Annotated in this window: 11 protein-coding genes and 1 riboswitch; of the genes, 5 read left to right on the top strand and 6 right to left on the bottom strand. The window is 72.6% G+C overall.

Features of this window, described 5'->3' with window-relative positions:
• Positions 1-20: 20 nt before the first annotated feature.
• The 5 genes from cobN to ACWD02_RS29135 all read right to left on the bottom strand — a co-directional run bounded on the left by cobN (position 21) and on the right by ACWD02_RS29135 (position 8035).
• Positions 21-3695 carry a cobaltochelatase subunit CobN gene (gene cobN / locus ACWD02_RS29155; protein ID WP_451215479.1) on the bottom strand — a complete coding sequence of 1225 codons (3675 nt, stop codon included), beginning with the start codon at positions 3693-3695 and terminating at the stop codon, positions 21-23.
• Complete coding sequence (locus tag ACWD02_RS29150; protein WP_451215477.1) at positions 3692-5200, bottom strand: cobyric acid synthase; 1509 nt, start codon at positions 5198-5200, stop codon at positions 3692-3694. Before ACWD02_RS29150 ends, cobN begins: the two co-directional genes overlap by 4 nt.
• Entirely contained in the window at positions 5197-6138 is a 942-nt protein-coding gene (locus ACWD02_RS29145) for a cobalamin biosynthesis protein (protein WP_451215475.1), read from the bottom strand. Before ACWD02_RS29145 ends, ACWD02_RS29150 begins: the two co-directional genes overlap by 4 nt.
• 107 nt (positions 6139-6245) lie before the next feature.
• A riboswitch (cobalamin riboswitch) is annotated at positions 6246-6388 on the bottom strand.
• 123 nt (positions 6389-6511) lie between these two features.
• Positions 6512-6748: a hypothetical protein gene (locus ACWD02_RS29140; protein WP_451215473.1), complete on the bottom strand. Its 237-nt coding sequence runs from the start codon at positions 6746-6748 to the stop codon at positions 6512-6514.
• Positions 6749-6760: 12 nt separating this feature from the next.
• Positions 6761-8035 (bottom strand): anion permease, encoded by a 1275-nt coding sequence (locus ACWD02_RS29135; protein WP_451215471.1) that lies wholly within the window; start codon positions 8033-8035, stop codon positions 6761-6763.
• Positions 8036-8602: 567 nt separating this feature from the next.
• Between ACWD02_RS29135 and ACWD02_RS29130 the strand changes: the two genes are divergently transcribed.
• From ACWD02_RS29130 to ACWD02_RS29120, 3 genes are all read left to right on the top strand, one after another.
• Positions 8603-9280 carry a class II aldolase/adducin family protein gene (locus ACWD02_RS29130; protein ID WP_451215470.1) on the top strand — a complete coding sequence of 226 codons (678 nt, stop codon included), beginning with the start codon at positions 8603-8605 and terminating at the stop codon, positions 9278-9280.
• A gap of 59 nt (positions 9281-9339) precedes the next feature.
• On the top strand, positions 9340-10476 hold the full coding sequence (locus tag ACWD02_RS29125; protein WP_451215468.1) for an alpha/beta hydrolase: 1137 nt from the start codon (positions 9340-9342) through the stop codon (positions 10474-10476).
• An 88-nt stretch (positions 10477-10564) separates the two neighbouring features.
• Positions 10565-12010, top strand: a complete 1446-nt coding sequence (locus tag ACWD02_RS29120) for a hypothetical protein (protein ID WP_451215466.1) — start codon at positions 10565-10567, stop codon at positions 12008-12010.
• A gap of 16 nt (positions 12011-12026) precedes the next feature.
• On the opposite strand, the gene ypfJ is transcribed toward ACWD02_RS29120, so the two are convergent.
• Complete coding sequence (gene ypfJ, locus ACWD02_RS29115; protein ID WP_451215464.1) at positions 12027-12917, bottom strand: KPN_02809 family neutral zinc metallopeptidase; 891 nt, start codon at positions 12915-12917, stop codon at positions 12027-12029.
• A gap of 264 nt (positions 12918-13181) precedes the next feature.
• Between ypfJ and ACWD02_RS29110 the strand changes: the two genes are divergently transcribed.
• Together ACWD02_RS29110 and ACWD02_RS29105 are read left to right on the top strand one after the other, a co-directional pair.
• Complete coding sequence (locus ACWD02_RS29110; RefSeq protein WP_451215462.1) at positions 13182-13967, top strand: hypothetical protein; 786 nt, start codon at positions 13182-13184, stop codon at positions 13965-13967.
• A 95-nt stretch (positions 13968-14062) separates the two neighbouring features.
• Positions 14063-15661 carry an ABC-F family ATP-binding cassette domain-containing protein gene (locus ACWD02_RS29105; RefSeq protein ID WP_451215460.1) on the top strand — a complete coding sequence of 533 codons (1599 nt, stop codon included), beginning with the start codon at positions 14063-14065 and terminating at the stop codon, positions 15659-15661.
• Positions 15662-15700 lie beyond the last annotated feature (39 nt).

The raw sequence follows: 15700 nt of genomic DNA, 5'->3' as shown, positions 1-15700 counted from the left end.
GGGGCAGGGGACGGCGGGCCTCACCCGTCCCCCTCCAGCTCGCCCTCAAGCTCCAGGTAGGTGGCCCGCAGCCGCTCCAGCGTCCCCGCGTCCGGCTCGGCCCACAGGCCACGCTCGGCCGCCTCTAGCAGCCGCTCTGAAATGCCGCGCAGCGCCCAGGGGTTGGACTTCTGCATGAACTCCCGGTTCTCGGGGTCGAAGACGTACTCGGCAGAGAGCTTCTCGTACATCCAGTCGTCGACCACGCCCGCGGTCGCGTCGTACCCGAAGAGGTAGTCCACGGTGGCGGCCATCTCGAAGGCGCCCTTGTAGCCGTGGCGCCGCATGGCCGCCATCCAGCGGGGGTTGACCACGCGGGCCCGGAACACGCGGTGGGTCTCCTCGCCCAGGGTGCGGGTCTTCACCTGGTCGGGGGTGGCCGAGTCGCCGACGTACGCCTCGGGGGACTCGCCCGTGAGGTGCCGGACCATGGCGACCATGCCGCCGTGGTACTGGAAGTAGTCGTCGGCGTCGACCAGGTCGTGCTCCCGGGTGTCCACGTTCTTCGCCGCGACGTTGATCCGCCGGAACGCGGTCTCCATGTCGCCGCGCGCGGCCTTGCCGTCGAGGCCGCGCCCGTAGGCGTAACCGCCCCACACCGCGTACACCTCGGCGAGGTCGGCGTCGCTGCGCCAGTTGCGTGCGTCGATCAGCGGAAGCAGACCCGCGCCGTAGGCGCCGGGCTTGGAGCCGAAGATCCGGGAGGTGGCCCGGCGCCGGTCACCGTGCTCGGCGGTGTCCTCGTCGGAATGCGCCCGTACGTAGTTGGACTCCGGTGCCTCGTCCAGTTCCGCGACGGCCCGCACCGCGTCGTCGATCAGGCCGATGACATGCGGGAACGCGTCACGGAAGAAGCCGGAGATCCGCACCGTCACGTCGATGCGCGGCCGTCCCAGCTCCTCCACCGGCACGATCTCGAACCCGGTCACGCGCCGCGACGCGTCGTCCCACACGGGACGGCAGCCGAGGAGAGCCAGGATCTCCGCGATGTCGTCGCCCTGCGTGCGCATCGCCGACGTGCCCCAGACGGTCAGGCCGACCGACTTCGGGTAGTCGCCGGTGTCCGCCAGATAGCGCGCGATCAGCGAGTCGGCGAGCGACTGGCCGACCTCCCAGGAGAGCCGCGAGGGGATCGCCTTGGGGTCGACGGAGTAGAAGTTGCGGCCGGTCGGCAGCACGTTCACGAGGCCGCGCGTCGGCGACCCGGAGGGTCCGGCCGGGACGTACCCGCCGTCGAGCGCCCGCAGGATGTGCCCGATCTCGTCCGTGGTCTTCGCGAGCCGCGGCACGACCTCCTCGCACGCGAAGCCCAACACGGCCACGGCGGGCGGCAGTTCGACCCCGACAATCTCGCGTACCAGCTCACGCACCGTGCCGAGCTCCCAGCCGCGCTCCTCCATGCCCTCGGCGAGGCGGCGGCACAGCTGCTCAAGGAGGTCCAGGGCGTCCGCGCCGGTCCGCGCGGGCCCGTCGACCAGCGTCGTCAGGCCGTCCGCGACCTTCACCGCCGCGCCCGGCTCGGCGAGCAACTCCTTCTCGCTGAGCCCGAAGTGCTCGGCGAGGCAGGCCCGCAGACCGGGCAGGGCGTTCGCCCGGCCGCCCCACACCTGCGAGGCGCGCAGCACGGCGAGCACCAGATTGACGCGCGCCTCGCCCTCCGGGCCGCCGCCGAGGATGTGCAGGCCGTCACGGATCTGCACGTCCTTGATCTCGCACAGATAGCCGTCGATGTGCATGACGAACTCGTCGAAAGCGGTGTCGTCCGGCTGCTCGTCGACATGCAGGTCGTGGTGCAGCTCGGCGGCCTTCACCAGGGTCCAGATCTGCGCCCGTACGGCAGGAGCCTTCGTCGGATCCAGGTCGCTGACCAGCGCGTACTCGTCGAGGAGCTGCTCCAGCTTCGCCAGGTCGCCGTACGTGTCCGCGCGCGCCATCGGCGGCACCAGATGGTCCACCACCGTGGCGTGCCCGCGCCGCTTGGCCTGGGTGCCCTCGCCGGGGTCGTTCACGATGAACGGGTAGATCAGCGGCAGCTCGCCGAGCACCGCGTCCGGCGCGCAACCGCCGCTCAGGCCAAGGCCCTTGCCCGGCAGCCACTCCATCGTGCCGTGCTTGCCCATGTGGACGACCGCGTCGGCACCGAAGGACATCTCGAGCCAGCGGTAGGCCGCCATGTAGTGGTGCGAGGGCGGCATGTCGGGGTCGTGGTAGATCGCGATCGGGTTCTCGCCGAAGCCGCGCGGCGGCTGGATCATCACGACGACGTTCCCGAACTGCAGGGAGGCGAGCACGATGTCGTCGCCGTCCACGTACAGGTTGCCGGGCGGCTCGCCCCACGCCTCCAGCATGCCGTCGCGCAGCTCCGGGTCCAGCTTGTCGAACCACGCCCGGTAGTCGGCGAGCGGCACGCGCGCGGGGGCGGCGGCCAACTGCTCCTCGGTGAGCCATTCCACGTCGTGGCCACCGGCGTTGATGAGCCGGTGGATCAGCTCGTCGCCGTTGTCCGGGTGGCCCTCGACGACGTATCCGGCGTCCCGCAGCGAGTCCAGGACGCGCACCGCCGACGCGGGGGTGTCCAGGCCGACCGCGTTGCCGACGCGCGAGTGCTTGGTCGGGTAGGCGGTGAAGACCAGGGCGAGCTTCTTCTCCGCGTTCGGCTTGTGCCTCAACTGGGCGTGGCGCAGGGCGATTCCGGCCACCCGGGCGGCGCGCTCGGGGTCGGCCACGTACACCGGTACGTCGTCGGGGCCCTGCTCCTTGAAGGAGAACGGCACGGTGATGATCCGGCCGTCGAACTCGGGGATCGCCACCTGCATGGCCGCGTCCATGGGGGAGAGCGCGGCGTCCGACGCCTCCCAGTTGGCACGCGAGGAGGTCAGGCACAGTCCCTGCAGGACAGGGATGTCGAGGTCGGCCAGGGCCCCGATGTCCCAGGCCTCCTCGTCGCCGCCCGCGCTCGCGCCCGAGGCGTGGGTGCCGCCCGCCGCGAGGACGGTGGCGACCAGGGAGTCCGCCCGGCCGAGGATTTCGTACAGGCCCGCGTCCGCGCCGCGCAGCGAACCGCAGTACACAGGAAGGGCGTTGGCGCCCCGCGCCTCGATCGCGTCGCACAGCGTGTCCACGAAGCCGGTGTTCCCGGAGAGCTGGTGCGCGCGGTAGAAGAGCACACCCACGGTCGGCCGGCCCTCGACGTACGCGCGCGTGCCGTGCACCCCGTACTCGGGCATCTTCCGCGGCTCGGCGCTCTGCCGCTCGTGGGCGTCACCGGAGCGCGCGTGCCCCGCCGCGAGGACGTCCTCCTTGAGGAAGCGCGCCAGCTCACGCAGGTTCTCCGTGCCGCCCTCGACGAGATACCGCAGTGCCTCCGCCACCGACCCCGCGTGCACGGTCGACTCCGCCATCAGCTCCGCGTCCGGCACGGCCTCGCCGCCGAGCAGCACCGTCGGGATGCCGGCGGCCTTCAGCGCCGCGAGCCCGTCCTCCCACGCCCGCTTCCCGCCGAGCAGGCGTACGACGGCGATGTCGGCGCCCTCGATCAGCGCGGGCAGCTCGGCCTGCGCGTCGACCCGGGTCGGATTGCCGATGCGGTAGGGGGCGCCGGAGGCACGGGCGGCAAGGAGGTCCGTGTCGGCGGTGGACAGAAGCAGGACGGTCATGAGGGTGCCCCCGGTGCGATGAAGGGGAGACCTGCGGGTGCGCCGGTCTCGATCAGGCTGAGCAGCGCGTCCGTGTCCGCGTGTTCTTCGATCAGGTCGCCGAGCAGGTCGAGCTGCTCCTCGCGCAGGACGCCGAAGCTGGTGTCGGGCGCGGGCACGAAGCGGCGCCCGGCGGCGCGGGCCACCTCGGTGAGGAAGCGGCGCCGGAACGCGTCGGACTCCAGCGACCCGTGCCAGTGGGTGCCCCACACCTCGCCGACGCGGCACCCGTCCAAGAAGGGCTCCCCGCCCAGGACTCGAGCGACGCCGTGATGGATCTCGTACCCCTCGACGGGTTCACCGAGTGCCTCGCCCACCGGGCGCGCGAGGGTCTTCTCGCGCGCGAACCGCACGCGCACGGGCAGCAGCCCGAGCCCGTCCACGGCCCCCGCACGCGACTCGACGTCGTCCTCGATGTGCTCGCCGAGCACCTGGAAGCCGCCACAGATCCCGAGCACGGGCCGCCCCTCGGCGGCCCGGCACGCGATGGCGTCGGCGAGACCGCGCTCACGCAGCCACTCCAGGGCGCGCACGGTGCCGCGCGTCCCCGGCACGACCACGAGATCGGCGTCGACGAGTTCCTCGGCCCGGTCCACGAACCGCACGACGACGCCGGGTTCGGCGGCCAGCGCGTCGACGTCCGTGAAGTTCGACATCAGCGGCAGGGCACAGACGGCGACCCGCAGCACGTCATCGCCGACCGGGGGAGCGACGGCCGACTCCCGCACGGCACCCCGCAGGGACACCCGGAGCCCGTCCTCCTCGTCGATGCCGAGGCCGTGCTGGAACGGCAGCACACCGAACGTGCGCCGCCCGGTGAGCCCATGGAGCATGTCGAGCCCGGGTTCGAGCAGCGAGACATCGCCCCGGAACTTGTTCACGAGATACCCGGCGACCAGCTCCTGGTCCTCGGCACTCAGCAGCGCCGTCGTCCCGAAGAAGGAGGCGAAGACGCCCCCGCGGTCGATGTCTCCCACCACGACCACGGGGAAGCGGGCGGCCCGCGCGATCCCCATGTTCACGATGTCCGTACGCCGCAGATTGATCTCGGCGGGACTGCCCGCGCCTTCGCAGATCACGGCGTCATAGCTGCCCCGAAGTTCCTCCAGGCATCCCACGACGGTGGAGAGCAACGCTTCCTGCCGCCCACCGTGGTAGCCCCGCGCGCTCATCTCGCCCACCGGCTTGCCCATGAGGACGACCTGGCTGCTGCGGTCGCTGCCCGGCTTGAGAAGGACCGGATTCATCAGCGCGGTCGGCTCGACCATGGCGGCCTGCGCCTGCATGGCCTGGGCGCGCCCGATCTCGGCACCCTCGCGGGTGACGAAGGAGTTGAGGGACATGTTCTGCGCCTTGAAGGGCGCGACGGAGACACCCTTGCGGGCCAGCCACCGGCAGATACCGGCGGTGACGACGCTCTTGCCCGCGTCGGACGTGGTTCCCGCGACGAGGAGTCCACCACTCATGAGGCCCTGCCTTTCCGTAGCGTGCTCACGGCGGCCGCGACGCCCAGCGCAAGCAGCCCGACCCGCCGTGACAGCCGCACGGCCCGCTCGATGTCGGCGACTTCCACACCCCGCCCGCCGCCGTTGAGGACCGGCCGGTGCTCCACGCGTCCCGCGTACGAGAGCGTCCCCCCGAGCCGTACGCCCAACGCCCCCGCGAAGGCGGCCTCGACGGGCCCGGCGTTGGGGCTCGGATGCTTGGCGGCGTCCTGGCGCCAGGCACGCGCCGCACCGCGCGGGGCGTCCCCGGCGACGGCCGCGAGCACGGCGGTGAGCCGCGCCCCCGGCCAGCCCATGACGTCGTCGAGGCGCGCCGAAGCCCACCCGTAGCGCCGGTACTTCGTGGACTTGTGCCCGACCATGGCGTCGAGCGTGTTGACGGCGCGGAAGGCGACGAGACCGGGCACCCCGCCGATGGCGCCCCACACAAGGGCCCCCACCACGGCGTCGGACGTGTTCTCGGCGACGGACTCGACCACGGCACGCGCGATGCCGTCGGCGTCGAGGGCCTGCGGGTCCCGGCCGCACAGATGCGGCAGCCGTTCCCGGGCCACCTCGATGTCCCCGGCGGTCAGCGCCCCGCCCACGGCCCGCGCCTCACGTCCGAGGGAGGTCCCGCCGAGCACGGCCCAGGTCGTGGCGGCGGTCAGCGCGACGGATGCGGCACGTGAGTCACGTACGAGGGAAGAGGCCAGGGCGGCGGCACCGGCAGCGCCTCCGGCGCACACCACGGCATGCAGGGCGCCCCACCCGCGGTGGTCACGCCACAAGACACGCTCGACGGCACCGGCGGCCCGCCCGAACACGGCGACCGGGTGCCCGCGGCGAGGATCGCCGAGGAACAGATCACCGAGAAGGCCGGCGGCGGCGCCGTACGCGAAGTCGCGATCGGCACGCATGGCTTCAGCCGGTCGTTGTGCCGAGAAGTGAGCTCACGCTCGGGAACTGGTCCGGCAACGGGCGGCCGCGCATGGCGATATGTCCTCACTCAGGGTGTCCGCGCCCTGGTTCGACGTGATCGGCGGCGAGAGTTCCTGGCTTCCGAGGAGTCAGCTCCTCGATGACAGTGGCGGGACCGCGCCGGATTCGCACCGGCTTCCTCTCCTGCTGCCGTATTGGCTCCGGCAGTCCACCACGCCCCGCGAAGGCCCGTCAACTCGCCGTTGACCTGCGACGGGAGAGTGTGCGGAGGCCCACATACGAAGGTGGGGTGCGGGACGCAGACGCGTCCCGCACCCCACCGATAACTCCGGTCGTCGGGCGGCGTGGTCGTCAGGCGACGATCAGATAGATCCCGTACGCCACGGCCGCCGCGCAGAGCGCGAAGCACACGTACGCGCCCGTGCGTGCCGCCGCCGCGCCGCCGCCCGCGGCCGAGGAGGCGCCGGACGTGGCCGCCTCGTGCTTGGAGAGGCCGACGATGCCGAGGGTGAACAGGCCCACCAGGGCCACCGTCACCGCGAGGCTGACTCCGAAGACGGAGCCGAGAGCTGCCCAGTCGATGTCCATGCTGACTTGTCCTTACACCGTGGCGGGCCGGGCGGGGTCCGCCACGGTGCCGGTCGGGGCCGCGATGGTGGCCTTGACGAAATCGACGTCCGCGCTCGCCACGGCCGACCCGGTGGGGGGCGGTGTGACGGCGGCCATCGCGGTGGTCACGACGCCCGCGGGCTCGTCGACGGAGGAGCCGCCGATCTCGTCGTCGGCGACGTTCGTGTGGTCGACGGCGTTGCGCCGGGAGAGCACCCAGATCACGGCCGAGCCGGCCACCAGCAGCGCGGCGGTCACCGCGACGCCCCAGGGGCCCTGCTTGGTGAGGAACTCCGCGCCCGCGCCGACCAGACCGGCGGCCGGCAGCGTCAGGCCCCAGGCGATGAACATCCGGCTCGCCGTGGACCAGCGGACGACGCCGCCCTTGCGGCCGAGGCCCGCGCCCATCACGGCGCCGGAGCAGGACTGGGTGGTGGAGAGCGAGAAGCCCAGGTGCGAGGAGGCCAGGATGACCGTCGCGGCGCTGGTCTGGGCGGCGAAGCCCTGCTGCGGCTGGAGGTCGGTGAGGCCCTTGCCCATGGTGCGGATGATGCGCCAGCCGCCGAGGTAGGTGCCGAGCGCGATGGCGACACCGGCCGAGACGATGACCCACATCGGGGGGTTGGCGCCGGGGTTCAGGACGCCGCCGGTGACCAGGGCGAGCGTGATGATGCCCATGGTCTTCTGCGCGTCGTTCGTGCCGTGGGCCAGCGAGACGAGGCCCGCGGAGGCGATCTGGCCCACGCGGTAGCCCTTGGCGGTGGCCTTGGTCTCGGTGTTGCGCCCGATGCGGTACGTCAGGCGTGTGGCCAGCGTCGCGGCGAGACCGGCCACGAGGGGCGCGGCGATCGCGGGGAGCAGGATCTTGGTGACGACGGTGCCGCCGTCGATCGACGACCAGCCCATCGACATGACCGCGGCGCCGATCAGGCCGCCGAAGAGTGCGTGGGAGGAACTGGAGGGCAGGCCCACCAGCCAGGTCAGCAGATTCCAGAGGATCGCGCCGACCAGCGCCGCGAAGATCACCTCTGTCTTCAGTCCGTCCTCGTTGACGATCCCTCCGGAGATCGTCTTGGCGACCTCGACGGAGAGGAAAGCGCCGACGAGATTCAGCACGGCGGACATGGCCACCGCCGTCTTGGGCTTGAGAGCGCCAGTCGAGATGGTGGTCGCCATCGCGTTGGCCGTGTCGTGGAAACCGTTCGTGAAGTCGAACACGAGAGCGGTAACGATCACGATCCCGAGGAGAAGCGTGATGTGTTCCATTTACCCAGGCTTCTGTTGGACGTCAGTGGCAAGTGGAACGTAGGCAAGCAGAGTGAACGGAAAGTGAACTGGGTCGGGCTGTGCGGTGACCCAATCCGGGGCACCGCCACTCCGGTTCCTTTCGGGATCTGCCGGAGATCGCCCGGCGCGGCGCCCGGAGGCCCGCAATCAGGGCCTTCCGGGGTACCCGGCTACCCACGCGCGAAGCTCTTCCACTGGCTCGCCGAGCCGTTGAGGAGATTCTGATCACCCGGCAGTGCGCCGGCGTCGTCGTGCTGGTCTGCCGCTCCGCCTCGCCGCTGAAGGAACTGATCCAGGCGACCATGCCCGCTCGGCTGCCCGCGGTCGAAACCGGAATCTCGGCGAGGGCGGCGCCCCCGAGGGGTAGGGCCGTCACGGAGGCCGTGATGACGCGGGCGCGACGACGGGACGGTGCGTGGCCACGAGCCATATTTCCCCCGGATGGCGACGTGCGGGACAAATCACCCAGAGGCTAGTGGAAGATCACCGAACACGGGCCGACCGCGGGCCGGCCCGTGTCGGCCCCGCTGCTGGCAGGATCACGGCATGACGGAGCAGCGGGACGAGCGGGACGAGGACCGGCGGGACGCGATCGGGCGGGCCTGGGACGAGCTGGTGGCGGCGGCCCGCAGAACCGTGACGGACGGCCTGGTGGTCGGCACGTCGGGCAACGTCTCGGTGCGCGTCGGCGGCACGATCCTGGTCACCCCGAGCGGCGTGCCGTACGACCGCCTGACCCCGCGGGACGCCGTCGGTGTCGACACGGACGGCAACCGCCTCTTCGGTGACCTCGCCCCGACCAGCGAACTGCCCATGCACCTGGCCGTCTACCGGACCACGTACGCCGGAGCCGTGGTGCACACCCACGCGGTGCACGCCACCGCCGTCTCCACCCTGGTCCCGGAGCTTCCGCCCATCCACTACATGACGGCCGCCCTCGGCGGCCCGGTCCGCGTCGCGCGGTACGCGCCGTACGGCTCGGACGAGTTGGCCGAGAACATGCTCCGGGCCCTCAGGGAGCGCACGGGCTGCCTGCTGCAGAACCACGGAACCCTCACCTACGGAGACACGCTGGACCAGGCGTACGACCGCACGGCGCAGCTGGAGTGGATGTCCCGCCTCTGGCTCACGGCAAGCTCCGTCCCGGGCCACGCCCCGACCCTCCTGTCCACGGGACAGCTGAGGGAGGTGGAGGACAGGCTGCGGGGCTACGGCCAACGGTGACATCACCCCGCGGGCCCCGCCCACTGGCCTCAGCGGGGTCAGGGCCGGACACTGGGCAGGTGCGCCAAGCCAAAGCGACGGCAACGGCCGTCACCGCCGTCACCACCGCCCTCCTGGGCGGCGCAGCCGCCGTCGCCGCGGGCCGGTTCGCCAGCAACGCGGCCCTGAAAGCACCCGCGGGCCGCCCGCTGCCGAGCGAGCCCCGCCTCACGGTCCACTCCACGGCCGCCGGCCAGATCACCCTGACCCGCGCCTTCGCGAGCCTGCGCCCCGGCACGTACGGTCTCGGCGGCAACGGCAGCCACGCCGTGATCGGACCCGTTTTGGAAGCGGCGCCGCACGCGGCGGACACGGTCGTACGCCGCCTCGAACGCGTCACGCACGGCTCCCTGGAACCCGGGGCGAAGGTCTGGCTCACCCCGCAGGTCCACATCGGCGACCCGCACGCCGCCCTGGACATCGACCACGCGGACGTCGACATCCCCGGCGAACTCGGCGGCCTGCCCGCCTGGTTCGTGCCGGGCATCCGGGACACCTGGGTGATCACCGTGCACGGCCTGGGCACCACCCGCGAGCACCCCATGGTCGTCATGGACTTCCTGCACCACCAGCAGTTCCCGGTGCTCGCCCTCGCCTACCGGGGCGACCTCGGCGCACCCCGCTCCCCGGACGGCCTCGGGCACCTCGGCGAGACCGAGTGGCGTGACCTGGACGCCGCCATCCGCTACGCCGTGCGCAACGGCGCCCGGAACGTGATCCTGCACGGCTGGTCCACCGGCGGCGCCATGGCGCTGCACGCCGCCGCGTACTCCGCCCTGCGCGACCGGATCAGCGGCCTCGTCCTCGACTCCCCGGTGCTGAACTGGGAGACCACCCTGCGCGCGCTCGCCGCGGCCCGCCGCACGCCGGGCCCCCTACTGCCGCTCGCGGTACGCGCCGCCCAGGGCCGCACGGGCCTGCGCGGCGACCGCATCCTGGAGGCCGCCGACCCCGAGGTGCTCAAGGTCCCCACGCTCCTCTTCCACGGCCCCGACGACGTGATCGCCCCCTGGGGGCTCTCCCGTCAACTGGCCGAGAGACGACCGGAACTGGTGACTCTCCACACCGTTCCGGATGCGCCCCACGGCGCCATGTGGAACGCCGACCCCGCAGGGTACGAAGAGGCGCTGCGGCGCTTCCTCACGCCCCTCATGTAGCGCGCGAAAGCCCCCCGAGGCAGCGCTCCGGAGCCTTGCGCAAGCATTCCGTTTGGGTTTTCGGACCGTCAACAGGAAGACTGCTCCCGTGACGTCCCGTATCCCGCGCGACTCAAGGCTCCGACTCGTCCGCGCTCAGTCCCCCAGGGCCGAGAGGCGAGCGGGGGTGGAGCGCGGCACAGCGCGACCCCTGACCGCCCCCGGCGCAGTGACGCAGCAGCGCGCGCGCCGCCCCGCGCCCCGGCCACCCGAGGGCACGCCCGCCCCCGGCGAGCTGGCCCGGATGGCACGCAAGCGCCTCGCCGACGCCGTGCGGGTCGCGCGCTGGGCCGACGCGTCCCTGCGCTCGGGGCCCAGCCGCGGCGGGCCGACGCCCGACGGCCAGGGCACCCTCTCCGCCGCCACCGCCGAACGCGCCGCCGCCGAACTGGCGCTGACCCCGGATCAGGTCCGCGCCGACTGGGACACCGCACGGCTCGCCGGCCTCATCGAGGTGCACGGCGACAGCGCGCGCCCCGGCTGGCGGCTGCGCGCCTGGGACCGTGACGACGCGGCAGTACTGCGCGGCTGGGTCGCCCTCTTCGACGCCTGGTCGCTCACGCACGCCGCGTCGCGCGAACTGGCGCCCGCCACCGTGGCCGAGACCGTCGAGGCCATGCCGCAGCTCCTCACCCTGCTGCAGCTCTCCGCGGGCCCCGTGCCCGTCCCGCAGCTCCTCGACCTGCTCGACCAGCGCGTGAGCGAACTGCGCACGGAACGCTGCGAGATCCCCTACGGCCCGCAGCCCGAGCCGGTCGACCCGGCCGAGGCCCCGGCCCTGGCCACCCTCCTGGACTGGGCGCTGCGCGGCCTGGCAGCCGTCGGCGCGCTGACCTACGCCGACGGTCAGGCCACGCTCACGCCGCTCGGCTCCTGGGCGGTGTGGGTCAAGCTGGAGCAGATCTGCGTGGCCGCGCAGAGCCCGGCGGGCAACATCGAGCAGGCCGCCGAGGACATGCTCCGCGGCTGCGCCCGCCTGCGCCCGAACGCGGCCCGCTCCGAGTACCGCGCCTGGCTCGCGGCCCGGCCCGTCGGCAGCGCCGTCACCGAGCTCCTGGACGCCGCCCGCGGCGAGGACGCCCTGCTGCGCGGCCTCGCCTTCGAGGCCCTTCGGGTGGTCGGCGCCCCGGCCGAGGCGGAGGTGCGTGCCGTCGTGGACGAGACCCCGCTGCGGCCCTACGCCCTGATCTGGCTGGCCGAGCAGGAGGGCGCCGACCCCGAGGACGTCCACCTCGTCCTGACGCGGGACGAGTCGACGTGGCTGTGGGTCGACACCGCCGCGGCGGTCGCCGACCACGGGGAGACCCACCTCCTCGTACGGCACCTGGAGTCCGCGGTGCAGCCCACGGTGCCCGCGCTCCTGGACGAGCTCCGCCGCATCGGCCACCCCCGCACGGTCCAGGTCCTGGTCGCGCTGGCCGCCGCCCACCCCGACCCGGCGCTCGCCAAGGCCGTGCGCAGGGCGGCGTTCCAGGTACACACCGGCGGCGTCTGAGACCCGGGCCCGCGGCTCACCGGAAGGTGTCGCACTGCGCCATGTCGCCGGTCCGGTAGCCCTGGTAGAACCACTCCTGTCGCTGCTCGGCCGAGCCGTGCGTCCAGGACTCGGGGGTGACCCGGCCCTGGAACTTCTCCTGGATGCGGTCGTCGCCCACGGCGGCCGCCGCGTCCAGGCCGTCGCGGATGTCCGCGTCGGTGAGGCTGGTGATCAGCGGCTTGCCCGTCCGGTCGTCGGGGGTGCGGGTCGCGTGCCGCGCCCAGACACCCGCGTAGCAGTCGGCCTGCAGCTCCACCTTCACGGCGTTGCTGTTCTGCCCCGTGCGCCCGTCCTGGGAGCGCTGCAGCGTCCCCATCAGGTTCTGCACGTGATGCCCGTACTCGTGCGCCACGACGTACGCCTGCGCGAACGGGCCGCCGCTCGACCCGAACTTGGTCCGCAGCTCGTCGAAGAACCCCAGGTCCAGGTAGACCTTCCGGTCGCCGGGGCAGTAGAACGGGCCGACCGCCGACGACGCGGCGCCACAGGCCGTGCCCACCCGGCTGGTGTAGAGGACGGTCGGCGCGGGGGAGTAGGTCCCCTCCCTGCGCCGGAACTCGGGGCGCCAGTAGTCCTGGACGCTGTTGACCACGGCGACCATGCGGCAGTCGTCCTTGGTGTTCGCGTCCTCGCCCGTACGGCAGCTCTGCTGCACCTGCGCGAGGGACGAGGAGGTGGCGGCGGGCTCTTCCTCGCCGGAGGAGAGGCCGAGCTGGTCCGGGCCGACCCCGAAGAGCAGCCCGAGGACCAGCGCGATCAGGCCCGCGATGCCGCCGCCGACCGTCGCCTTGCCGCCGGGGATCCGGCTGCCCCGCACGTCCTGCACCTCGGACGTGTCCAGATCGGCGTCGTCGTCGAACTGCATGGGCGCACCACCCTCTGCCTCGCATCCGGGACGGCGTCGCGCCGCCCTGTGCCGAGATGTCGGCCTCTTCATCCTGGTGTGCCCCACCCTGTGCGGCGCCGGACGGAGGTCCGAACGGGGGACCCCGGCCGCTCGGTGCGTCGTGTCGCGGCCGTCGCCCGGGGCCGCACGGTGATGCCGCCGCTACGCTCTGCGCCTGTCCCAAGGGCAGAGGTACCGGCGGATGTGCCGAAGAGCGGCAGATGTGCCGAGAGGGGGGCGTTCGTGTCCGTAGTGCCGTTCGAGGTGTCCGGATCCGGGCCCACGGGACCGGTGCCCGCCCGCCGGGGCTCCCGCCTCGCTCTCCCGGTGGTCCTCGGCCTGCTGGCCCTGCCGCTGATCACCGCGGCCCACCACTCGCGGCCCGCCCCCTACGGAGACCACCTCACCGTCCACGCGCGCGTGGACGGCGGCGCACCGGCCCCCGAGCTCCGCACCAGGGGCCGCGCCGTCCAGGCGTACGACCCGGCGACCGGGCGCCCCCGCTGGACGTACAGCCGTGAGGGGGAGCGTCCGCTCGCGCTGCTGCCCGTCCCCGGGCACGCCGTCGCGCTCTGGAGCGACGGCATGGTCACCGACACCGCTCGTGCCGACGGCAGCGCCGTCCGCTGGCACCGCGCCATCCCCGGCAGCGCGTCCTGGCTGCGCACTCCCGCCGCCCGGGGCGCCGCCGGAGTCCTGCAGCCGCTCGACCCCCGCGGCCGCATGCTGGCCGTCGTCACTCCGCAGCGCATCGCCGCCTACCGCAGTGCCGACGGCGACCTGCGCTGGGTGCTGCCCGCGCACCATGGCTGCGCCTTCGAGCCCGCCCGCTCCGCGCGCCGCGGGCAGGCCCTGATGGTCGCCCAGCCGTGCGGCGACCCCGGAACACCGTGGACCTCGCAGCTGATCGCCGTGGACGACCTCGGCCGGATCGTGCCCCGGCGCACGCCGCTGGGCAACGAGCTGCCGGGCACCGCCCCCGACGACGTACGAACCCGGGCAGAAAAAGCGGTTGCCCCGCCCCGTTAGAATTGGCCGCATGGCCATTCTCCTCGTGCATTAGACGGCGTGATCGCCTTCAGTCCTTCCGCCGTCCGAACCCACCCCTGCCCAGGAGTCTGTCCGTGATCACCGCTTCCGGCATCGAGCTGCGCGCCGGCGCCCGCATCCTCATCGAGAACGCCACCTTCCGCATCGCCAAGGGCGACCGCATCGGCCTGGTGGGACGCAATGGAGCGGGCAAGACCACGCTCACCAAGTGCCTCGCCGGTGAGGGCATCCCGGCCGGCGGCACGATCAGCCGCTCCGGAGAGGTGGGCTACCTCCCGCAGGACCCGCGCACCGGCGACCTGGACGTGCTCGCACGCGACCGCATCCTCTCCGCCCGCGGCCTCGACACCCTCATCCGCAAGATGCGCGAGAACGAACAGCGCATCGCCACCGGCTCGGGCGGAACGCGCGACAAGGCGATGAAGCAGTACGAGCGCCAGGAGACGGAGTTCCTCACCAAGGGCGGTTACGCCGCCGAGGCGGAGGCCTCCACCATCGCCGCCGCGCTCAGCCTCCCCGACCGCGTGCTCGGCCAGCCCCTGCACACGCTCTCCGGTGGTCAGCGCCGCCGCGTCGAGCTGGCCCGCATCCTCTTCTCGGACGCCGACACCCTGCTCCTCGACGAGCCGACGAACCACCTCGACGCCGACTCCATCGTCTGGCTCAGGGACTACCTCAAGTCCTACCGCGGCGGCTTCATCGTGATCTCCCACGACGTCGACCTGGTCGAGACGGTCGTGAACAAGGTCTTCTACCTGGACGCCAACCGCGCCCAGATCGACGTCTACAACATGGGCTGGAAGCTCTACCAGCAGCAGCGCGAGTCCGACGAGAAGCGCCGCAAGCGCGAGCGGCAGAACGCCGAGAAGAAGGCCTCCCAGCTCCACTCGCAGGCCGACAAGATGCGCGCCAAGGCCACCAAGACCGTCGCCGCGCAGAACATGGCCAAGCGCGCCGACAAGCTCCTCGCCGGTCTGGACGAGGTGCGCCAGAGCGACAAGGTCGCCAAGCTGCGCTTCCCGGACCCCTCGCCCTGCGGCAAGACACCGCTGATGGCCGAGGGCCTGTCGAAGTCGTACGGCTCCCTGGAGATCTTCACGGACGTCGACCTGGCCATCGACAAGGGCTCACGCGTGGTCATCCTCGGCCTCAACGGCGCGGGCAAGACCACGCTCCTGCGCCTCCTCGGCGGCGCCGAGAAGCCCGACACCGGACAGGTCATCGAGGGCCACGGCCTCAAGCTCGGCTACTACGCCCAGGAGCACGAGACCCTCGACCCCGAGCGCACGGTCCTGGAGAACATGCGCTCGGCCGCCCCCGACCTGGACCTCGTGGCGGTGCGCAAGACGCTCGGCTCGTTCCTCTTCTCCGGCGACGACGTCGACAAGCCCGCGGGCGTCCTGTCCGGTGGCGAGAAGACCCGTCTGGCGCTCGCCACCCTGGTCGTCTCCTCCGCCAACGTCCTGCTCCTCGACGAGCCCACGAACAACCTCGACCCGGCGAGCCGCGAGGAGATCCTCGGCGCGCTGCGCACCTACAAGGGCGCGGTCGTCCTCGTCACGCACGACGAGGGTGCGGTGGACGCGCTCCAGCCGGAGCGGATCATCCTGCTGCCCGACGGCATCGAGGACCTGTGGGGCCAGGATTACGCGGATCTGGTCGCGCTCGCCTGATCCGGCGGGGCGGCGGCCCTTGCCGCCGAGGCGTCCACA

This window comes from Streptomyces sp. NPDC002853, assembly GCF_053591915.1.
Note: the sequence above shows the minus strand (reverse complement) of the source record. Positions and strands in the feature narration are given on the sequence as shown.